At 67.0% G+C, this 20,661-nt stretch carries 15 protein-coding genes; 8 read left to right on the top strand and 7 right to left on the bottom strand.

All coding sequences use genetic code 11. The features are described 5' to 3' along the window. Positions 1-211: 211 nt before the first annotated feature. Positions 212-1,249, bottom strand: coding sequence for a CobW family GTP-binding protein (locus tag RQP53_RS16120; RefSeq protein WP_315651688.1), 1,038 nt, complete (start codon positions 1,247-1,249; stop codon positions 212-214). Between the two features lie 193 nt (positions 1,250-1,442). Here RQP53_RS16120 and RQP53_RS16115 point away from each other — a divergent pair, with 193 nt between their 5' ends. The 6 genes from RQP53_RS16115 (at position 1,443) to RQP53_RS16090 (ending at position 9,075) form a co-directional block, all read left to right on the top strand. After that, a complete protein-coding gene (locus RQP53_RS16115) occupies positions 1,443-2,345 on the top strand; it encodes a CorC family transporter (protein ID WP_434064103.1) in 903 nt (300 codons plus the stop codon). Beyond that, positions 2,342-3,907, top strand: coding sequence for an apolipoprotein N-acyltransferase (gene lnt / locus RQP53_RS16110; RefSeq protein ID WP_315651686.1), 1,566 nt, complete (start codon positions 2,342-2,344; stop codon positions 3,905-3,907). Before RQP53_RS16115 ends, lnt begins: the two co-directional genes overlap by 4 nt. 369 nt (positions 3,908-4,276) lie before the next feature. Next, positions 4,277-5,233: a glycine--tRNA ligase subunit alpha gene (glyQ, locus tag RQP53_RS16105; RefSeq protein WP_315651735.1), complete on the top strand. Its 957-nt coding sequence runs from the start codon at positions 4,277-4,279 to the stop codon at positions 5,231-5,233. 5 nt (positions 5,234-5,238) lie between these two features. Continuing rightward, complete coding sequence (glyS, locus tag RQP53_RS16100) at positions 5,239-7,386, top strand: glycine--tRNA ligase subunit beta (protein ID WP_315651685.1); 2,148 nt, start codon at positions 5,239-5,241, stop codon at positions 7,384-7,386. A gap of 42 nt (positions 7,387-7,428) precedes the next feature. Further along, the gene (gmhB, locus tag RQP53_RS16095; protein ID WP_315651684.1) at positions 7,429-8,052 is read left to right on the top strand and encodes a D-glycero-beta-D-manno-heptose 1,7-bisphosphate 7-phosphatase; all 624 of its coding nucleotides are present in this window, start codon (positions 7,429-7,431) and stop codon (positions 8,050-8,052) included. A 69-nt stretch (positions 8,053-8,121) separates the two neighbouring features. Next, a complete protein-coding gene (locus RQP53_RS16090) occupies positions 8,122-9,075 on the top strand; it encodes a M48 family metallopeptidase (RefSeq protein ID WP_315651683.1) in 954 nt (317 codons plus the stop codon). A 313-nt stretch (positions 9,076-9,388) separates the two neighbouring features. Here RQP53_RS16090 and RQP53_RS16085 read toward each other — a convergent pair whose 3' ends face one another. Continuing rightward, positions 9,389-10,459, bottom strand: coding sequence for an MBL fold metallo-hydrolase (locus tag RQP53_RS16085; protein ID WP_315651682.1), 1,071 nt, complete (start codon positions 10,457-10,459; stop codon positions 9,389-9,391). A gap of 52 nt (positions 10,460-10,511) precedes the next feature. Here RQP53_RS16085 and RQP53_RS16080 point away from each other — a divergent pair, with 52 nt between their 5' ends. Continuing rightward, entirely contained in the window at positions 10,512-10,970 is a 459-nt protein-coding gene (locus RQP53_RS16080) for a MerR family transcriptional regulator (protein WP_315651681.1), read from the top strand. 6 nt (positions 10,971-10,976) lie between these two features. Here RQP53_RS16080 and RQP53_RS16075 read toward each other — a convergent pair whose 3' ends face one another. Together RQP53_RS16075 and RQP53_RS16070 are read right to left on the bottom strand one after the other, a co-directional pair. Next, on the bottom strand, positions 10,977-11,972 hold the full coding sequence (locus RQP53_RS16075) for a DUF3369 domain-containing protein (RefSeq protein WP_315651680.1): 996 nt from the start codon (positions 11,970-11,972) through the stop codon (positions 10,977-10,979). A gap of 66 nt (positions 11,973-12,038) precedes the next feature. Continuing rightward, positions 12,039-13,772, bottom strand: coding sequence for a methyl-accepting chemotaxis protein (locus tag RQP53_RS16070; RefSeq protein ID WP_315651679.1), 1,734 nt, complete (start codon positions 13,770-13,772; stop codon positions 12,039-12,041). Between the two features lie 327 nt (positions 13,773-14,099). Here RQP53_RS16070 and RQP53_RS16065 point away from each other — a divergent pair, with 327 nt between their 5' ends. Then, positions 14,100-14,690, top strand: coding sequence for a response regulator (locus tag RQP53_RS16065; protein ID WP_315651678.1), 591 nt, complete (start codon positions 14,100-14,102; stop codon positions 14,688-14,690). A 224-nt stretch (positions 14,691-14,914) separates the two neighbouring features. On the opposite strand, the gene RQP53_RS16060 is transcribed toward RQP53_RS16065, so the two are convergent. From RQP53_RS16060 to RQP53_RS16050, 3 genes are all read right to left on the bottom strand, one after another. Next, positions 14,915-17,431 (bottom strand): response regulator, encoded by a 2,517-nt coding sequence (locus tag RQP53_RS16060; protein WP_315651677.1) that lies wholly within the window; start codon positions 17,429-17,431, stop codon positions 14,915-14,917. A 113-nt stretch (positions 17,432-17,544) separates the two neighbouring features. Next, on the bottom strand, positions 17,545-19,950 hold the full coding sequence (locus RQP53_RS16055; RefSeq protein ID WP_315651676.1) for an FtsX-like permease family protein: 2,406 nt from the start codon (positions 19,948-19,950) through the stop codon (positions 17,545-17,547). A gap of 14 nt (positions 19,951-19,964) precedes the next feature. After that, a complete protein-coding gene (locus tag RQP53_RS16050) occupies positions 19,965-20,642 on the bottom strand; it encodes an ABC transporter ATP-binding protein (protein WP_315651675.1) in 678 nt (225 codons plus the stop codon). Positions 20,643-20,661 lie beyond the last annotated feature (19 nt).

Raw genomic sequence — 20,661 nt, 5'->3', positions numbered from 1 at the left:
GTATTGCCACCGGGGCCGGTCATGACAACCGGTTTTGTGCCAATTTCGCACCAGGTTTGAGGCCTGGCCGGTCTTGGGCGCCGCGGATTGTAGCCAGCTTGGCTGTGTACTCAAGCAGTACCTTCTTAGGCGTCATCCCTGAGTGTGGCACCAGGGCCAGCAAATTCATACCACGTCTCGTCTGGATGAGGGGGCGGAGTACCTGGCCCGCTCAGGCCAGGCAGCCATCCAGCCCCTGCATCAGGATCTCCTTGGGCAGGTCGATGCCGATGAAGACCATCTTGCTGATCTTCTTTTCACCGGGCATCCACTTCGGGCCGAGGTCCGAGCCCATCAGCTGGTGCACGCCTTGGAAGATCACCTTCTTGTCGGTGCCCTTCATGCACAGCACACCCTTGTAGCGCAGCAGCTTGGGGCCATAGACCTGCACGATCGCACCAAGGAACTCTTCCAGCTTGGCCGGGTTGAAGGGCTTCTCGGCGCGGTAGACAAAGGACTTCACATCGTCGTCATGGGCATGGTGGTGCGGGTGGTCGCAGTGCTCGCCATGCTCGTGATCGTGATGATGGTGGTGGTCGTGATCGTCGGTCTTCAGGAAGTCCGGATCGATTTCCAGCTTGGCGTTCAGATTGAAGCCGCGCAGATCGAAGACGCGGGCGATCTCGACCTCGCCGAAATGCACCCGCTGCTGCGGTGCGCGCGGGTTCATGTGCTTGATGCGGTGGGCCAGCGCGTCGACCTTGACCGGCTCGGCCAGATCGCTCTTGCTGATGAAGATCTGGTCGGCAAAGCCAATCTGGCGGCGGGCTTCCTGGCGGGTGTTCAGCTGCTCGTCGGCATGAACGGCGTCGACCAGGGTCAGCACCGAGTCGAGCAGATAGCTCTCGGCGATCTCGTCGTCCATGAAGAAGGTCTGTGCCACCGGGCCGGGGTCGGCCAGGCCGGTGGTTTCGATGACGACGCGCTCGAAATCCAGCTCGCCGCGGCGCTTCTTGGCAGCCAGATCGGACAGCGTGGTGCGCAGGTCTTCACGGATCGTGCAACAGACGCAGCCATTGCTCATCTGGATGATCTGCTCATTGGTGTCGGCAACGAGGATCTCGTTGTCGATGTTCTCCTCACCGAACTCGTTCTCGATCACCGCGATCTTCTGCCCGTGGGCCTCTTGGAGAACGCGCTTGAGCAGCGTGGTCTTGCCCGAGCCCAGAAAGCCGGTGAGTATGGTGGCGGGAATGAGGCCTTGAGACATGGTGATCAGCTTTGCTTGGCGCCGACGAGGGCGTCGTGGAGAAGAGGCGATAAGAGGCGAAGAATTCTGCGCGGGAACCTGAGCCGCCCAGATGAGGGCGGCCGACTGTGTTTCAAGCCGGCGGGCTTGTCAACCTGCGAGTGTCACACAGGGCTGTTATTCTCAGCGTTCCGCTACTACGACACGAACACCTGTGTCAGAACCTCAGCCTAGTCGCTTCCCCCACGCCAAGAGTGGGGGGCATCGCAGTACCGCCGAACCGCGCGGGCTTTTGAATCGCATGCTGGAGTTCCTCCATCCGGGGCCGGACTCCACATCGGAACTGATTGAAACGCTGGCCGAAGCCGAAGCCCGCGAGCTGATTGCGCCCGAATCGCGCCAGATGCTCGAGGGTGTGCTGCGCATGGCCGAGCTGAGCGCCGGCGATGTGATGGTCGCCGCGCCGCGGATGGATCTGCTCGACATCGAATCCGGTTACGAAGAGTTGCTGGCGGCGGTGATTGATACCGGCCATTCACGATTTCCGGTCTACGAAGGGCAGCGCGACAACATCATCGGCATCCTGCTGGCCAAGGACTTGCTGAAGCTGCAGCGCGCGCCGGAGCTCAATCTGCGCACGCTGCTGCGGCCGGCGGTCTTTGTGCCGGAGAGCAAGGGCCTGAACGAGCTCTTGCGTGACTTCCGCTCCAATCGCAACCACCTGGCCATGGTGGTCGACGAGTTCGGCAACACCGCCGGGCTGCTGACCATCGAGGATGTGCTGGAGGAAATCGTCGGCGAAATCGAAGACGAATTCGACGACAAGGACGGCGACGGCGGCATCTACACCCTGGCCGATGGCAGCCAGCGGGTGCCTGGCGATGCCCCCATCGCCATCGTCAACCAGGCTTTTTCCCTGCAACTGCCCGAGGATGAGTTCGACACCATCGGCGGCCTGGTGGCTCATGAGCATGGTCATGTGCCGCGGCGCGGCGAGCTCGTCGAAATTGCTGGCCTGCGCTTCACCGTGATGCTGACCCGCGGCGGCGCGGTGCGCTGGTTCAAGGTCAACCGCATGGCAGGCCTGCCGGCGGCTGCGGCCGACGACGCCGCGTGAGTCGCTTCAGCCTGGCGGGCTTGCGCGCCCGGCGGTCGGTGGACGTGGTTTCGTCTGGCCACTGGGCGACGGCGCAGGCCTTGCTGGCCGGCCTGCTGCACTGCGCGGCGTTTGCGCCCACCGAGGCCTGGCCCTTGCAAATCTTGGCGCTGGCCTGGCTGGCAGGCTTGAGCTGGTCGGTGGCGCCACGCCGTGCCGCCTGGCTGGGCGCCTGCTTTGCCTTCGCCTGGCTGGGCTCGGGGCTGTGGTGGCTCTATATCAGCATGCACGATCATGGCCATCTGCCGGCGCTGCTGTCCATTGCGGCAGTGGCGCTGCTGGCCGCGGGTCTGGCGCTGTTTCATGCCGTGCCTTTGGCACTGGCGGCCTGGCTGCGCGATCGTGGCCGGCCTGCGGAGGCTGGCGCCGGCGCTATCGGTGCCTGGCACGGCGGCGTCTGGGCCCTGTGCTGGCTGCTGGGCGAGCTGGCGCGGGCCAGCCTGCTCAGCGGCTTTCCCTGGATTGCCAGCGGCTATGCGCACACGGTCGGCCCGCTGGCGGTGTTTGCGCCCTGGGTGGGCGTTTACGGCATCTGTCTGATCGCGGCGCTGCTGGCCGCCGGTCTAGTGGGTCTGGTCGGTCGCGCGTGGAAGCCCCTGACCCTGGGGGTGGCGATCGTGCTGGCGGGCCAACTGCTGCCGCAGGACTTCACCGCGCCCAGCGGCCAGCTGCGCGCCTCGCTGGTGCAGCCCAATGTGCCGCAGGAACAGAAGTTCGATCGCGAGCGTTGGGGCACCAACCTGGCCGATCTGGCCGTTCAGGTCGACAGCGCGCGCGGCCAACTGGTGCTGACGCCGGAATCGGTGGTGCCGGTGCCGCTGGCCTATCTGGACGAGGCGGTGTTGCAGCGTTTCGAGGCCAGCGCCCGTGGCCGCAGCCTGCTGCTAGGTACCTTTCTGGGCAATGAGCAGGATGGCTTCGTCAACTCGCTGAGCGCCTTTGGCCAAGGCGCACCCTACGCCTATGGCAAGCGCCATCTGCTGCCCTTTGGCGAGATCACGCCGCTGGGCTTTCATTGGCTTGTGCGCCTGCTCGAGATTCCAATGGATGACCAGGCGCGCGGCCAGCATCAGCGCGCGCTCGAGGTCGCCGGCCAGCGGGTGCGACCGCTGATCTGCTACGAGGATTTGTTCGGCGAGGACTTCGTCGCCAGCGTGCAGGGCGATGCCAATGGACAGGAGACGCCAGAGATGGCCACCGTCTTGGCCAACGCCAGCAATCTGGGCTGGTTCGGCCGCTGGATGGTGCAGGACCAGCATCTGCAGTTCTCCATCATGCGCACGCTGGAGTTCCAGCGCCCGCTGATCCGCGCCACCAACACCGGCGCCACCGCTGCCATCGACCATCGCGGCCGGGTGCTGGCCCGCTTGCCGGCCGACACGGCGGGCGTGCTGGAGGTTGAGGTCGAGGGCCGCCGTGGTGCCACGCCCTATGCGCGCTGGCTGGGTCGCTTCGGCCTCTGGCCCTTTGGTCTGCTGCTGGCCGTGCTGCTCGGGCTGGCGGCGTTGCGCGCGCGCCGCTGAGCAGCGCTCCCCAGGGAAATACGCTAAGGAAGGTCTGCATAAGTCGGCGTGGGCCGTGGCAAGCACCGGCCAAGGCCTGCCTAGGCGCGAGCCGCAGCTCAGGCTGGTGGCCTGCGCAAGGCTCGCAACACCGGCAGGGGTTGGCTGGTGCTTGCCCTGCGGGTTGGGAGAAATGGGGCCCCCACGGGCGTTGCGCTGCTCGGCTGTCGGGCCACCAGCCCGACCTTCGCAGCGCGCCTACGTGGCCGCCCCATTTCTCCCAACCACGGCTCACGCCGACTTATGCAGACCTTCCCTAACACCCCCGTAGAATCGGCCGCACTTCTCGACACCTTTCCCCCATCCCCACCCGAGGGCATAGCGATCACCATGCTGAGCTTCCAGCAACTCATTCTTCGCCTACAGGAATACTGGTCCCAGCAGGGCTGCGCCTTGCTGCAGCCCTATGACATGGAAGTCGGCGCCGGCACCAGCCACACCGCCACCTTCCTGCGCGCGCTGGGCCCCGAGCCCTGGAGCGCCGCCTATGTGCAGCCCAGCCGCCGCCCCAAGGATGGCCGCTATGGCGAGAACCCGAACCGGCTGCAGCACTACTACCAGTTCCAGGTCGTGCTCAAGCCGGCACCGGCCAATATCCTGGAGCTCTACCTCGGCTCGCTGGAGGCGCTGGGCTTTGATCTGAAGAAGAACGATGTCCGCTTCGTCGAGGACGATTGGGAGAACCCGACGCTGGGCTGCTGGGGCCTGGGCTGGGAAGTCTGGTTGAACGGCATGGAGGTGACGCAGTTCACCTACTTCCAGCAGGTCGGCGGCATCGACTGCAAGCCCATCACCGGCGAGATCACCTATGGCCTGGAGCGCCTGGCCATGTATCTGCAGGGCGTCGAGTCGGTCTACGACCTCGTCTACGTCGAAGGCAAGAACGGTGCGCCCAATATCAAGTATGGGGATGTGTTCCACCAGAACGAGGTCGAGCAGTCGACCTACAACTTCGAGCACAGCGATGTCGACTTCCTGCTGCAGGCCTTTGCCGCCCACGAGCGTCAATCGCAGCACCTGATGTCGCAGCAGCTGGCGCTGCCGGCTTATGAGCAGCTGCTCAAGGCCGGCCACAGCTTCAATCTGCTCGACGCCCGCGGCGCCATCTCGGTGACCGAGCGCGCCGCCTACATCGGCCGCATCCGCAACCTGGCCCGCGCGGTGGCGCAGAGCTATCTGGACAGCCGGGCTCGCCTCGGTTTCCCGATGGCCCCCAAGGCCTGGGGCGAGGAAGTGCTGGCGAACCTCGCCAAGCAGGCAGAAAAGAACGCTAAGAAGGCAGCTTGAACTCCATGAGCGAACACAAGAATCTCCTGCTGGAACTGTTTGTCGAAGAGCTGCCACCCAAGGCGCTGAAGAAGCTCGGCGAGGCCTTTTCCTCGGTGCTGGCCGACAGCCTCAAGGCCCAAGGCCTGGCTGCTGCCGATGCCGCGGTGACGTCTTTTGCCTCACCGCGCCGGCTGGCCGTGCATGTGGCCGGCGTGGCGCCCAAGGCCGCCGATCGCCAGCTGCAGCAAAAGCTGATGCCGGTGGCCGTGGCGCTGGATGCTGCCGGCGCGCCGACGCCGGCGCTGCTGAAGAAGCTGGCTGCCGTGGGGGCCGATGCCAGCGTCGTGCCGACACTCAAGCGCGCGATGGACGGCAAGGCCGAGGCGCTGTTCCTGGACTCCGTCGTCGCCGGCGCCAGCCTGGCCGAGGGCCTGCAGAAGGCGCTCGACGAGGCGCTGGCCAAGCTGCCCATCCCCAAGGTCATGACCTACCAGCTCAGCGATGGCTGGAGCGATGTGAAGTTCGTCCGTCCGGCGCACAGCCTGCTGGCGCTATATGGCAGCGAGGTGGTGGCGGTGCAGGCGCTGGGCCTGACGGCCGGCCGTGAAACGCGCGGCCACCGTTTCGAGGCAAGCGTTGAACGGCTCAATATCGAGAGCGCCGACAGCTATGCCAGCCAGCTGCGCGAGCAGGGCGCGGTGATTGCCAGCTTTGCCGAGCGCCGTGCCGAGATCGTCAAGCAGCTGCAGGCTGCCGCGGCCGCGGCCGGCAACGGCCTGACGCCGATCGACGACGAGGCCCTGCTCGACGAAGTGACGGCCCTGGTCGAGCGCCCCAATGTGCTGACCTGCCAGTTCGAATCGGAATTCCTCGCCGTGCCGCAGGAATGCCTGATCCTGACGATGAAGGCCAACCAGAAGTACTTCCCGCTGCTCGACGCCGCCGGCAAGCTGACGCACCAGTTCCTGGTCGTCTCCAACATCAGCCCGGCCGACGCCGGCGCGGTGATCCAGGGCAATGAGCGGGTCGTGCGCCCGCGCCTGTCGGACGCCAAGTTCTTCTTCGACCAGGACCGCAAGAAGACGCTGGCCAGCCGCGTCGAGGGCCTCGCCAAGGTGGTCTATCACGGCAAGCTGGGCAGCCAGGGCGATCGTGTCGAGCGCGTGCGCTTCATCGCCCGCGCCATCGTTCATCAGCTGGGCGACCACCAGCCCGCCTCGGTGCAGTCGCACGACGAGCTGCAGATGCTGGCGCACAAGGCCGATCAGGCCGCGCTGCTGGCCAAGACCGATCTGCTGACCGATATGGTCGGCGAGTTCCCCGAGCTGCAGGGCATCATGGGCGGCTATTACGCCCGCCATGAAGGCCTGCGCGACGGTGTCGCCATCGCCATCGAAGACCATTACAAGCCGCGCTTTGCCGGCGATGCGCTGCCGCGCAATCACACCGGCACCGTGGTCGCGCTGGCCGACAAGCTGGAGACCCTGGTTGGCCTGTTCGGCATCGGCCAGCTGCCCACCGGTGACAAGGACCCGTTCGCACTGCGCCGCCACGCGCTGGGCGTGATCCGCATCCTGGTCGAGAACAATCTGCCGCTGGACTTGCCCGAGTTGCTGAAGGCGGCCGTGCCGGCCTTCGGCGAATTGATCGAGGATCCGAGCGTCGCGCTGCAAAGCTTCTTTGCCGACCGGCTGGCCGTGTCGCTGCGCGACCAGGGCTATAGCGCCCAGGAAGTGGATGCCGTGCTGGCGCTGCAGCCGACGCGCCTGGGCGATGTGCCGCGCCGGCTGGACGCGGTGCGCAGCTTTGCCGCGCTGCCCGAGGCGGCCTCGCTGGCAGCAGCCAACAAGCGCGTCAGCAACATTCTGAAGAAGATCGAGGGCGAGCTGCCCACCGAGGTCAGCGCCGCCTTGCTGACTGAAGCTGCCGAGCAGCAGCTGGCCGCCGCGCTGGCCAGCGTGCGCCCGCAGTCCGATCTGGCCTTCGAGCAGCGCGACTATGCGGCCTCGCTGAAGGCGCTGGCAGCGCTGAAGGCGCCGGTCGATGCCTTCTTCGATGGCGTGATGGTCAATGCCGAGGACGCCGCGCTGCGCGCCAACCGCCAGGCGCTCCTGAACCAGCTGCATCAGGCGATGAACCGCATCGCCGACCTGTCACGCCTGGCCAGCTGAAGCGAAGAGGGCGCACGGATGAGATCCGATCACAGCCACAGCATGAAGCTCGTCATCCTGGGTCGTGACGGGACCATCAACCGCTATCGCGACGATCACGTCAAGTCGATCGACGAGCTGGAGCCGCTGCCCGGCGCACTGGAGGCGGTGGCCCGGCTCAACCACGCCGGCTGGCACACGGTGATGGCCACCAACCAGCCCGGCATCGGCCGCGGCCTGCTGGACATGGCCTCGCTGAACGCGGTGCATATGCGGCTGAACCAGCTGCTGGCCGAAAAGGGCGGCCGTATCGATGCGGTGTTCTTCTGTCCGCACACGCCCGAGGAAGGTTGCAGCTGCCGCAAGCCGCTGCCGGGCCTGATCGAGCAGATCGGCGAGCGCTTCGGCGTCTCGCTGGCTCAGGTGCATATGGTGGGTGCCAGCCTGAAGGACCTGCAGACCGCGCAGGCCGCCGGTTGCATCGCCCATCTGCTGCGCGGTGAGCGGCTGGGCAGCCTGGACGAGGCGCAGCTGCAGGCCCAGCTGACCCAGGTGCCCGGCGCCAAGCTGCACGACAACCTGACCGATTTCGCCGACAGCCTGATCCAGCAGGAGCGACGCGCCAAGGCCGACGCCCGCGGCGAAGCGATGCAGCCCGACACCGGGCCGGGAGAGCTGGCGGAATGACCGGCCAGCGATGATCGCTGCGCGTCTGAACGCTCAAACCCGGCGCCCGCCTGAGTACACTTGCGAGCCATGCTGAACAAGTTGGCCGGACTGCTGAAAAGCGCGCAACTGTCGCTGTTTGACAGCGAGCCTGAGCTGCCGCTTCAGCCCGCGCAAAAGCAGCAGCCTAAGGCCCCGGCGCCGGCGCCTGACGGCGTGCCCAAACCGGCGCCACGCCGCGCCAAGAGCGCCGCGCCGGGCCATGCCGAAGCGGCGACGCCCAGCCACGAGGTGCTGCTCGACGGCCATCGCATTGCCTATGAGTTGCGCCGCGCCCGGCGTCGCAGCATTGGGTTCACCGTCAGCGAGGACGGCCTGCGCGTGGCCGCGCCCAAGTGGGTGCCGCTGGCCGAAATTGAGCGGGCCCTGCAGCAAAAGGCGGGTTGGATTCTGCGCAAGCTGGTCGAGCAGCGCGAGCGCCGCCGCCGCCTGGACGCCGCGCAGGTTCAATGGGCCGATGGCTGTGTGCTGCCCTATCTCGGCGAGCCGATGATTGTGGTGCTCGATCCTTCCGCGGCGCGACTGCCCGGCGGCGCGCGCTTTGATGATGGCCGCGATGACAGCCAGCCGACCTTGGCCACCGTGGCCCGCCAGACCTTGTTTCTGGGCCTGCCACAAGCGGCCTCGGCGCAGCAGATCCGTGACGCGGTGCAAGCCTGGCTGCAGCGCCAGGCCCGCGCGCTGTTCGAGCAGCGCTGCCGGCATTTCGCCGCCCAGCTCGGCGTGCAGATGAACCGCCTGCGATTGTCATCAGCGCAGACGCGCTGGGGCAGTGCCAGCGCCGACGGCACCGTGCGGCTGAACTGGCGGCTGATTCATTTCGCGCCGTCGACCATCGATTACGTCGTTGCACATGAATTGGCCCATCTGCGCGAGATGAACCACAGCCCGCGCTTCTGGGCCATCGTCGGCCAGTTGATGCCCGACTACGAGCGGGCCCGCGCGCAACTGCGCCAGGCCGCGCTGCCCAGCTTCGATGACTGAAAAGTTACCAAGTGGTTTCAACCCTGGTTTCACGCAGCTCCCCCTTCAGGGGGGCTTGTTCCCCCCAAGGGCGGGCTTCACACTTCGTTCCGTCAAGCTGTCATCGCGACGCATCTGAGGTCAGGGCCTGTCGCCCCAGCCTCCCGGTGGCGCCAGGGTCACAACACAGCTGTGTGTCGTAGTCCCGCGCTTCTGAACCGAAAAGCGGATGCACCATAAAAGGCACGGCCCGCCGCCCCAGCGCAACCGGGGCGGCGGAAGCTGTCAAAGCCACTTGATCCACCCTCGATTGCTTTGCCCGCATTGCCGCCATTCAGGCGCTGAAGCGGAACACGCCGTCAGCCTCGCGTCGCCGCTGCAGTCGCCCGGCCAGCCAGAGCGTGTTCAGGTGGGCGACCGCTTCGCCCATCGCAAAGGTCGTCTGGTGCAGGTCCAGCGCGCGCTTGAACATCATCGGCAATAGGCTGGCTGCATCGCGCGGCGATTCGGCGCAGGCGGCCAAGACCTCGTCCAGCCGCTCCCGGTGGTGCTCCTGCAATTGATCGATGCGCGCGTGCAGGCCGCGAAAGGGCTTGCCATGCGAGGGCAGCACCAGGGTATCGGCCGGCAGTGGCAGCAGCGCCTGCAGTGAATCCAGGTAGAGCCGCAGCGGATCGGCCTCGGGCTCGACATCGACGACGCTGACATTGGTCGAGATCCGCGGCAGCACCATATCGCCCGAGATCATCAGGCCCAGCGACGCGCTGTACAGGCTGATGTGCTCCGGCGCATGGCCGTAGCCGGCGATGCAGCGCCAGTCATGGACACCGATGGGCAAGACCTGACCCTCGCGCAGCCGCCGGTAGGCCGGCGGCACGGCCGGCACCATGCTCGGGTAGTAGCTGGAGCGGGCGCGGATCTTGGCCTGCGCCTCGGGATCGGTGAGCCCATGGCTGGCGAAGAAGGCGGCGGCCGTTTCGCCGCCCATGCCGACGGTGGAACTGCTGGCCAGCCGTGCGAGCTGGAAGTCGGTGGCGCTCATCCACAGCCGGCATGCTCTGTCGACCTTGTGCCAGCGCTCACACAACCAGGCCGCCAGGCCCATGTGGTCGGGATGGAAATGGGTGACGATGACGCGCAGGACAGGCAGGCCGTCGAGTTCGCTGGCGAAGACCTGCTCCCACAGCTCGCGGGTGGCCTCGTTGGCAACGCCGCAATCGACCACGGTCCAGCCGGCCTGGCCATCGATCTCGTCGCGCAGCAGCCAGAGGTTGATGTGGTCCAGCGCGAAGGGCAGGCCCATGCGCAGCCAGCGCACGCCGGGGGCCAGTTCCAGACTGCGGCCGGGGGCCGGCAAGGCATCGCCGAGCGGGTAGGAAAGTTCTGCTTCGCGAGGATTTGCCATGACTGCCTTAGACTTACGTTTACGTTAACGTCATTTCAACAAGAGTGTAGCGATGAGCACCGAGAGCAGCCCCGTGAGCAAGAAGAAGGCCCCCCGCGCGGCCGAGCCATCGGCGCGCCTGTTCACCATCACCGATTTGGCGACCGAGTTCGACATCACGCCGCGGGCGATCCGCTTCTACGAAGACATGGGCTTGCTGGAGCCGGCGCGCGCCGGCCGCAACCGGGTCTACACCCACCGTGATCGCACCCGCCTGAAGCTGACGCTGCGTGGCAAGCGCCTGGGCCTGTCGCTGCAGGAGATCAAGCAGCTGGTCGATATGTACGACTCGGAGTCCGATGCGGCCTCGCAGCTGAAGGCCTTTCTGGAAGTGCTGCAGCAGCACCGCCGCCAGCTTGAACAGCAGCTTGACGATATCGAGGTCACCTTGGCCGAGATTGCCCAGCACGAGGAGCGCTGCCAGAGCCTGCTGGCCGATGCGCTGAAGCGGCCGGCGGCCGCTGGTGGCTGAACGGGCTCAGAGCCGTTCGCACAGGCCGGCTGCCAGCAACGTGCACAGGGCATTGACGGCAGCCTGCTCGCCGGCCGTTGAACGGGGCCGCCCGGCTTGCGTGGCGCTCAGCAGGATGACGATCTGCCACGGCGCCGTTTCCAGATAGAGCAGGCGGCCCTGTTCGCCGTCGGCCGACTGGCGATGTTGCATCGCGCTGTCGATGGCCAGGCGCAGCGGCTGCTGGGGCAGCCAATCGAGCCACAGACCTTCGACGGCTTGCAGCGGCCCCAAAGCCGCCAGCAGCTGTGTCTCCTTGCCAGCCTGCCCCTCGGCATCGGCATCGGCATCGGCATCGGTATCGAGGCGACGCACGCACAACAGCGCCGTGGGCGGCAGGCCCATCAACGAAGTCAGGCGCTGCAGCACCGCGCGGGCGAAGGTCCGCGCCTCCCGATGGGCCAAGAGATCGGTCGCGGCGGACATCAGCAGGCCGAGCTGCGTCTGCTGCTCCTGCAGTTGTTGGCGTTGCCGGTGTGCCCGCAACGCGCAGCCGATGCCGCTCAGCCAGTGGCTGGCCTTCAGGGCCTTGCGGCTGCGCAGGTCTTCGATGTCCAGGGCCTGGAGCTGAGGCTGGGCGGACAGTGGGAGCGCCTCGTCGCTGTGCATCAGCACGCGGCAATCGCGCTGCCCCAGCGGGCCGCGCAGCAGCTGCAGCAGGGCGATGGCACTGTCGCGCCGGCTGCAATGCTGGTCGATCAGCAGCAGGTCGATCGAGACCCCGCTCTGCAAGAGCTGCCGGGCTTGACGGCTGCTGTAGGCATGCAGCAGTTCAACCGGCCGGCCCTCGAACTCGGCCGCTTGCAGGGCGAGGTGCAGGGCCGCATGGGCCTGGCAGTCGTCATCGACCAGCAGCAGGCGCCAGGCGCTCGCCCCCGCTGCCTCGGCGCTGCAGCGTGCCGAGGCGGGCAACGGTGCGACAAGGCCGGCAGGCGTCAGCGTGGCGAGACGGTCGGGCAGCATGATGGGGCTCCGGCGGGGGACTGAAGAGGCGTGGGGGCGTTGGCGTGAGCCGGGCTCAGTCAAGACTCAGAAGCTGGCCCATTCGGCCTGCGTGGCGTTGCTGCTCAGCGAGCGCGGCTGGCTGGCACTGCTGGCAGCCTTGGCGATGGCCTGCTTGGCCAGTTGCGCGGGACGCTCCGGACGCGCCAGACGTGCCGGGCGCGCTGCCGGGCCAGGCTCGGCGCGGGGCGCCAGGCTCAGGGCGCTCAGCTCGGTGCGCAGCTTGAAGATGCGCACGGCATCGACCAGGCGGGTGGCCTGCTGATTCAGGCTTTCGGCGGCGGCGGCGGACTCTTCCACCAGCGCGGCATTCTGTTGCGTGACTTGATCGAGCTGGCCGACGGCGTCGCTGATCTGGCCCACGCCGCTGGTCTGCTCCACGGTGGCCGAGCTGATCTCGTCGATCAGGTCATTGACGCGGCGCACCTGGCTGACGATCTCGCCCATGGTCTCGCCGGCGCTGCTCACCAGCCGGGTGCCGGCCTCGACCTTGGCCACGCTCTCGTTGATCAGCGTCTTGATCTCCTTGGCCGAAGCCGCCGAGCGATGCGCCAGTGCGCGCACCTCACCGGCCACCACCGCAAAGCCACGGCCTTGCTCGCCGGCACGGGCAGCCTCGACAGCGGCATTGAGCGCCAGGATATTGGTCTGGAAGGCGATCGAGTCCATCACGCCGATGATGTCGGCGATCTTTTGCGAGCTGCTGTTGATTTCGCTCATCGTGCTGATGACCTGGCTGATCACTTCGCCGCCCTGGCGGGCCACGGCGGAAGCCGAGCCGGCCAGTTGGGTCGCCTGGGCGGCGGTATCGGCGCTGTTGCGCACGGTGGCATTGATCTGTTCCATCGAGGCCGCGGTCTGCTGCAGATTGGCGGCCTGCTCCTCGGTGCGTTGCGACAGATCGGTATTGCCGCTGGCGATCTGGCTGGAGGCGGTGGCCACCGATTCCGAACCCTCGCGAACGGTGCTGACGACACGGGCCAGGCTGTCGTTCATCTCGGCCAGCGCTTGCAGCAGCTGAGCGGGTTCGTCGCGACCGACGATCTCGATCTCCGAGCTGAGGTCGCCGGCGGCCACGGTGCGCGCCACCTCGACGGCACGTTCGATCGGGCGAACGATGCTGCGGGTGATCAACCAGGCGACGGAGGCACCGAGTGCCAGCGCGGCGATCACCATCAGGGCCAGCTCGTTGCGCACCTCGTCGCCAGCGGCGGTAGCCGAGGCCTCGTCTTCGGCGTTGTTGAGCTTCTGCAACTCGATGTTCTCGTCCATCGCGTCCTGCCAGGCTTGGGTGGCCGGCGCTGCGCGGCTGAGCAGCAGTTCGCGGGCTTCGGCGTCCTTGTTGGCAGCGGCCAGCGCCAGTACCTGGTCGTTCAGGGTGCGGGCCTCGCTGGCGGCGGCCTTGATCTTGGCGCGCAGGGCCAGGCCTTGCGGGCTGCCCGGCAGCTTGTCCAGCGCATCGCTGGCCTGGTTGTACTTGGCACGATAGTCCTGCAGCTTCTTCAGTTCCGACTCGATCTTGCTCTTGTCGTCCAGCAGGATGATGGTGCGCATGACGCGTGAGACGATGTGTACCGACTCCGACATATCACCGACCAGCATCATCTTGGGCACATTGTCCCGGGTGATTTCATGCAGCGAGGCCCGGCTGCTGTTCATGCCGTGCAGGCCGGCGCCGGCCATGCCGACGATGATGGCCAGCATCAGGCCGAAGCCCAGGGTCAAACGGGTGCCGATCTTCAGATTGCTCATTGCCTTCATGGTGATCTCCTGCGGCTGCCGCTCACGGCGTGATTCGAAAAGGGGTGGAACCATCGCTGGGCTACCTGGCCTTGCGGCCCGGCCTCTCGGCTTTGGATGACTCAACTCTAAATCGATCAAATCATTCATTCAAGTCAAATCGTTCAAGAGGGCGTCAATCTTTTTCATTCAAATCGCTCACGCAATAGCCGCCGTAAATCGATCAAATCATTCATTTGTGAGGAATTTACCGGTGATGATCTAATCCTTTGTCACCTCATCGCTCATAAGTTGCAAATCAGTCAATTCGAACTAGACTGAAAGGAGCGATGGGATTGGAGGTTTTGGATGAATGAGCGACTGCCCTCCTACACGACGGTGGAGGCGGCCCGGCTGCTGGGCATTTCGCCAGCCAGCGTGCAGCGCTGGGTCGATGGGGGCCATCTGCGCGCCTGGAAGACCGTGGGAGGCCACCGGCGCATCGACGCCGCCAGCGTCGACGAATGGCTGGCCGCGCAGCGCGAGGGTTCGACGGCTAACGGCAGCGCCGCGTCCAATCCCGCCGGTGCCGTCGCGGCGCTGGGTACCAGCGTGCTGCTGGTCGACGACGACCCGATCGCCCGCGAATTGCTTGAAGTGCAGGTGCGCATGGCCCTGCCGCAGGCCCGCATCACGCTGGCCGAGAACGGCTTTCAGGCCTTGCTGGCGGTGGGGCGCCAGATGCCCGATGTGGTGATCACCGATATGGTGATGCCGCATATGAACGGCGTCGAGATGCTACGCCAGCTGATGGCCGAGGCGGCACCGCGGCGTGTGATTGCCGTGTCCAGCCAGAGCCGCGAGGGCCTGGCCCGGCTCGGCGCCTTGCCGCCGGCCGTGCTGTTGCTGGCCAAGCCGGTGGATCAGCAGGCCTTGAGCGCGGCGTTGCAGGGGCTTTAGTCTTCGCTCTTTTGGCTCTAAGTGCGGATGCTCTGGAAAGAGCCAAAGGCAACCACAGAGGCACTGAGTCACAGAGAAAAACTCGTCGAACTCTGGCCTTCCCCGTGAATTTCTTTATGCCTCAGTGCCTCTGTGCTTGCGTTTCGAGCGCCAGTGGCCGAGCATCAAATAGCGTGCTGAAAGCCTTGGTCTTGCTAGGCCGGCCAGCCTAGCAAGCCACGGCGTCAGCCGGCTGCTGCTGCGCGTCCCAGGTGCTGCAGTAGCGCCTGAGTGACCGTCGCCAGCAAGTGCTCGAAGTCGCGTAGTCGCTCATCGAGCTGATCGAGGGTCTGCAGGTCAATCGCCTCCTGCAGCGCGCGGGCGGCGTCTGACAAACGGTCGGCGCCGATGATGGCCGCGGTGGAGATGGCCGTGTGGGCCAGCCGCGAGGCCTCGCTGATGTCGCCCTCGGCCAGCGCCGTGGCAATCGCTTGCGCATCGTTGACCCGGGTGTCGAGAAAGCGCTGCATGAATTTCGCGACCAGATCGGCGCGGCCCTGGCAGCGCTGCAGCGCCTTGTCGGCCTCCAGCACGTTCGCTGGCGGCGCCTCGGGCAGCCAGCGCGCCAGCACGGCGAAGAGCTGCGGCGGTTCGAAGGGTTTGCTGACGTAGTCGTTCATGCCGGCCGCGGCACAGCGGGCGCGGTCGCCATCCAGCGCCTGGGCGGTCATGGCGATCACCGGCAGCTCGCGCAAGCTGTCGTCCTGGCGCAGCAGACGGGTGGCCTGCAGGCCATCCATCACCGGCATCTGCACATCCATCAGCACGATGTCGACGCGGCGGCTGCGCAGCAGCTGCAGCGCTTCCTGGCCATTGCCGGCCACGGTGACCTTCATGCCGCCGAGGTCCTGCAGCAGATCGGTCGCCAGCATCTGGTTCATGTCGTTGTCTTCCACCAGCAGCAGCTCGCGGCCGCGCAGCCGGGCCAGTGCGCCGGCGTCGATGTCCCGTGTGCCGCCTTGGGTTGGCGGCGCGGGCGCGGTGTCGCGGCTCAGGGCCAGCTCGATGGCCTCGGCGAGGCGCTGCTCGGACACCGGCTTGGCCAGGCAGCCCTGCAGCCGCAGGGCCTGGGCGCCGAACTGCAAGGCATCCGCATCGTAGGCGGTGACCAGCAGCATCGCCGGGGCGGGTTGTAGCCCCAGGGCCTGGATGCGCTGGGCCAGCGCCAGGCCATCGGTCTGCGGCATGCGCCAATCCAGCAGGAGCAGCTCGTAGGGATCGCCGCCGGCGTTCTGCAACTCGATCAGTGCCGTGGCGGCCGAATTCGCCAGCGTGGCGCGATGGCCCAGGCGCTGCAGCAGGTGCTCAAAGATTTCCAGCGAGGCGGCGCTGTCGTCGACGACCAGCACGCGCAGCCCGCGGCGCCCGTACAAGGCAGTCGACGTGGCCGATGCGCACTGCTCGGTCGCCGCGCGGAACAGGGCCGTGAAGCTGAACACGCTGCCCTCGCCGGGAGCGCTTTTCACGCTGATGCGGCCCGCCATCAGCTGCACCAGCTGACGCGAGATCGCCAGGCCCAAGCCGGTGCCGCCGTATTGGCGGGTGATCGAGCTGTCGGCCTGGTGAAAGGGCTCGAACAGCCCTTCGCATTGGGCCTCGCTCATGCCGATGCCGCTGTCGCGGACGCTGAATTGGAGCGTCATTGCATCGTCGCTGTTGGCAATGGCCAGGCGGCTGACGCGCAGCACGATCTCGCCCTGGGCGCTGAACTTGACCGCATTGCCGCAGAGGTTGATCAGCACCTGGCCCAGGCGCAGCGGATCGCCGACCAGCCGTGGCGGCACGTCGTCGGCGATATCCAGCAGCAGCTCCAGGCCTTTTTCCTGCGCGCGCAGGCCGACCACGGCAATCACGCGCTCGAACACCTGCTCCAGCGCGAACTCGGTCGCTTCCAGGGCCAGGCGGCCGGCCTCGATCTTGGAAAAGTCCAGCACGTCGTTGATGATGGCCAGCAGCGCGTCGGCCGCGGCCTTGCTGCTGCTCAGATAGCGCTGCTGCTTGGGCGTGAGCAGCGTGTTGCGCAGCGCCAGCTCGGTCATGCCGATGACGGCATTCATCGGCGTGCGGATCTCGTGGCTCATATTGGCCAGGAATTCGCTCTTGGCCCGCGTGGCAGCCTCGGCGGCATCGCGCGCCAGCGAGAGTTCGGCCGTGCGTGCCGCCACGCGCTGTTCCAGCTCGGCGTTGAGCCGCTGCAGCGCGGCGGCGCTGGCGCGGGCCTCGGCCTCAGCGGCCTGGCTGCGCATGATCTGTTCATGGGTGCGCAGCGCCGCGGTCAGGCTGGTGATCAAGCGGGTGTGGCTAAGCTCGGCCTTGGTGCGGTAGTCGTTGATGTCGTAACGGGTGAAGACCTCCAGCTCGGGCGCATAGCCCGGCTGGCCGGTGCGCAGGATGATGCGGCAGGCGTTCATCTGGCAGTGCTGGCGCATATGGCAGACCAGCTCCAGCCCGGCCTGCGGGCTTTCCATCACCACGTCCAGCAGGGCCAGCGCGAAATCGCGATCGGTCTCGAGCAGCGCCCGGGTCTGCTGCGCCGATTCGGTGTGCACCAAGGCCAAGGGGCGGCCGAGGATCTGCACCCGGCGCAGCGCGTAGCGGGTGGCGCTGTGAACCTCGGGGTCGTCATCGACGACCAGAATGCGCCAGGGCGGCAGCTGCGGCTCTGGCTCGGCTGCGTCCTTGAAGATCAGCGTGTCGTCCATCAATGCGTGGGCAGGCGTCTTGTCAGTGCAGCCCGCAGTGTGAGGCCGGCAGGCTGGCTTGACCAGATGGCTCAGCCCGCCCCCTCAGCAAAAGGCAGGTCGAGCGGTGCCTGTCAGTCCCGCAGGGCCTGGATGGGCCGCATGCCCATGGCCACCAGACCGTGGCGCAGGCTGGCCAGCAGGCTGACCAGCAGCAGCCCGCCGAGTGCCAGCGCCTCGGGCCAGAGGCCGACGGGTGCGCGGTCGACGAACTGGCCCAGATACCACTCGCCGAGCCAGAAGCACAGCGGCAGGCCCAAGAGTGCGCCGGCCAGCAGCAGCCAGCCAAACTCGCGCGCCAGCCGCGCCAGCGCCTGCAGCGAGGAGGCGCCATGCAGCTTGCGCAGCACCAGCTCACGGGCATGACGCTGGACCAGATGGGCGCTCAGCGCATAGACGCCGAAGCCGGCCAGGGCCAGGGCCAGCAGACCGGTGGCGCTGACCAGCTGGGCGATGCGGCGGTCGTTTGCATAGGGCTGCAGCATGGCCTCCTCGACCCGCTCGAAGCTGAAGGGTTCGTCGGGGTAGATGCGTCGCCACACCGGCGCCAGCAAGCGCTCTGCATCGGTGCCCGGCTTCAGGCGCAGGTTCAGCACCCAGAAGCCGCGCCGGGCGGCGAGGGCCTGTTCGCTGGTCTGTAGCTGCAGCATATGCGGCCGGGCCGGTTCGCGCGTGCCTTCCAGCGTCAGCGTTGGCACGACGGCGACGACGGTGAACTGCTGTGGCTGCTGGTTGATGCCAACCAGCTTGGAGTCAAGGCTGACACCAAGGGCACTGGCCGGCGAGGCAAAGCCCAGCGCGCGGCTGCCGGCTTCGTCCAGCACCACCGCATCCCTGATCGTTGCATCGATGGCGCCGGCCAGCGGCGTGACCTTGAAGAAGCTGAAGAAGTCCTTGTCCACCGCCGTGTAGCGCAGATCGGCCTTGTGATCCCGATGCCTGAATTCCACGTTGCGGTCCATCCGGTCGCTGCCCAGCACGCTGTCGGTCCAGGCCATTTCGGTGACCTCGGGCAGCTGGCGCAGTGCCTGGCGCAGGTCCTCGGCCTGGGTCGCGCTGGCGCCCACCGGCGTGCGCAGTGCCAGGGCGCCCGCTGGTTCGTAGCCGATCTTGCGCTGCAAGACATGCTCGTTCTGCAGGCTCAGCAGCAGGGCCAGGCCACAGGCCAGCAGCGCGATGCCGAACTGCAGCGTGGACAGGCCACGGCGCAGCCAGCGGCCACCCCGACCTTCGCTGGCCTGGCGGCCCTGCAGCGCGGCGGCGGCGTTCTGGCGCCAGGCCAGCCAGGCCGGGTAGAGGCAGACCAGCAGGCCGAGCAGCAGGCTGGCGCCCATCAGGCCCAGCAGCGGCAGCGGCTGCAGCAGCGTGTCGGGCAGGGGCACGCGCAGCGCGGCGCTCATCCAGGGCACGAACAGCCAGGCCAGCAGCAGCCCCACCAGCGCTGCCAGCATGATGCTCAGCTGGGTCTCGACGACGAACTGCATCAGCAGACGCGTCGGGCTCAGGCCCAGGCTCTTGCGCACGGCGATCTCGCGCTGACGCTGCAGCGTGCGCACGCTGCTCAGATTGATGAAATTCAGCAAGGCCAGCAGCAGCAGCAGCAGCGCGGCGCCGGCCAGCGCCACCAGCACCTGAACGCGCAGCTTGCCCTCGCGGCCCTCGAAACGCATCTCGGTCACCGGCAGGGCGCGCATGTAGGCGGCCTTGCGGCCATTGGCCGTCCAGTCCGGCGGCAACTCCTTCATCACCGGGCTGGCATCCAGCAAGGCCTGGGCCACGGCGCCGACCTGTGCAGTGCTGGCACCGGGCAGCAAGCGGGCATAGACCTGGCCAGCGATCATGAACCAGGCCTCGCGCGATTCCTGGTCGATGCCGGCGGCGGGCGAGTCAAAGCCCAGATAGGCCTCGGCGCGAAACTGGCTCAGCGAGCCGGGCTCCGGCAACAGCGCGCCGACGGTCAGCGTGAACTTGCCAAGGCTGAGCGTCTTGCCCAGCACCGCGGTGCTGCCAAACAGCTTGCGCGCCAGCCCCTCGGTGATGGCGATGCTGTCCGGCCGGCTCAGGCTGGCCTGCAGATCACCTTGCAGCGAGCGCAGATTGAAGAGCTTGACCAGGTTGGCGTCGGCGGCGATGGCGTTGGCGCGCGTGATGCGATCGCCCTGCTTCAACGTGAAGGTGTCATCGGCCACGCGGCTGATCAGCTCCAAGGGCGCTCTGGCCTGTGTCAAGGCCGGGGCAAAGACAAAGGGTGAGCCGAGGAACCAGTCCTCCTCGCGGCCCGGCATATTGCCGTGAAAGTCGATCAGCACGATGCGCTCGGGCTGGTGCAGGGCCGGATCGGGCCGGTAGCGTTCGCCCAGCAGCACGGCCAGCAGATAGCAGGCTGCCAGCGCCAGGCCGAGGCCGCCGATCAGCACCACAGCGTTCAAGGGTTCGGCCACCAGCTGACGCCAGGCCACCCGCAGGTCCAGAAATTTCATCGCGTGCTCCTTGATCAGGCGGCCAGCGCATCCACCAGGATGCGGCCATCGAGCAGGCGCACGCTGCGCGTGGCCTGTGCGGCATGGCTGGGCGAGTGGGTGACCATCACCAGCGTCGTGCCGTCTTCGTTCAGCTCGCGCAGGATGCGCATCACCTCGTCGCCCTGGGCGCTGTCGAGATTGCCGGTGGGCTCGTCGGCCAGCAGCAGGGCCGGCTGCGAGACGATGGCGCGGGCGATGGCGACGCGCTGCTGCTGGCCGCCGGACAGCTGCGAAGGCCGGTGGCTGGCGCGATGGGCGATGCCCAGCCGGTCCAGCGCCTGATCGATGCGCGCCTTGTGCTCGCGGGCCGGCACCTCGCCGTACTGCAGCGCCAGCTCGATGTTCTCGCGCACATTGAGGTCGTCGATCAGGTTGAAGCTCTGGAACACAAAGCCGATGCGGCCACGGCGCACGCGGCTGAGTTCGCGCTCGCCGAGGCCGGCGACGTTGCGGCCTTCGAACCAGTACTCGCCGTTGCTCGGCGCATCGAGCATGCCCAGCACGCCCAGCAGCGTGGACTTGCCGCAGCCCGAGGGGCCGGTGATGGCCAGGTATTCGCCGGCGTCGATGTGCAGATCGATCTGGTCCAGCGCGGTGGTCTCCAGCGTGTCGATGCGGTGCAGCTTGCTCAGGGACTTCAGGGTGATCATCGGATGTCCTCCTCGTGGA

This window comes from Roseateles aquae (assembly GCF_032337115.1).
Lineage (GTDB): Bacteria > Pseudomonadota > Gammaproteobacteria > Burkholderiales > Burkholderiaceae_C > Roseateles_C > Roseateles_C aquae.
Note: the sequence above shows the minus strand (reverse complement) of the source record. Positions and strands in the feature narration are given on the sequence as shown.

Coding starts and splice junctions, on each gene's coding strand:
- RQP53_RS16120 (WP_315651688.1), bottom strand. CDS start 1,249: ATGTCTCAAGGCCTCATTCCCGCCACCATACTCACCGGCTTTCTGGGC.
- glyQ (WP_315651735.1), top strand. CDS start 4,277: ATGCTGAGCTTCCAGCAACTCATTCTTCGCCTACAGGAATACTGGTCC.
- glyS (WP_315651685.1), top strand. CDS start 5,239: ATGAGCGAACACAAGAATCTCCTGCTGGAACTGTTTGTCGAAGAGCTG.
- gmhB (WP_315651684.1), top strand. CDS start 7,429: ATGAAGCTCGTCATCCTGGGTCGTGACGGGACCATCAACCGCTATCGC.
- RQP53_RS16090 (WP_315651683.1), top strand. CDS start 8,122: ATGCTGAACAAGTTGGCCGGACTGCTGAAAAGCGCGCAACTGTCGCTG.
- RQP53_RS16085 (WP_315651682.1), bottom strand. CDS start 10,459: ATGGCAAATCCTCGCGAAGCAGAACTTTCCTACCCGCTCGGCGATGCC.
- RQP53_RS16080 (WP_315651681.1), top strand. CDS start 10,512: ATGAGCACCGAGAGCAGCCCCGTGAGCAAGAAGAAGGCCCCCCGCGCG.
- RQP53_RS16075 (WP_315651680.1), bottom strand. CDS start 11,972: ATGCTGCCCGACCGTCTCGCCACGCTGACGCCTGCCGGCCTTGTCGCA.
- RQP53_RS16070 (WP_315651679.1), bottom strand. CDS start 13,772: ATGAAGGCAATGAGCAATCTGAAGATCGGCACCCGTTTGACCCTGGGC.
- RQP53_RS16065 (WP_315651678.1), top strand. CDS start 14,100: ATGAATGAGCGACTGCCCTCCTACACGACGGTGGAGGCGGCCCGGCTG.
- RQP53_RS16060 (WP_315651677.1), bottom strand. CDS start 17,431: ATGGACGACACGCTGATCTTCAAGGACGCAGCCGAGCCAGAGCCGCAG.
- RQP53_RS16055 (WP_315651676.1), bottom strand. CDS start 19,950: ATGAAATTTCTGGACCTGCGGGTGGCCTGGCGTCAGCTGGTGGCCGAA.
- RQP53_RS16050 (WP_315651675.1), bottom strand. CDS start 20,642: ATGATCACCCTGAAGTCCCTGAGCAAGCTGCACCGCATCGACACGCTG.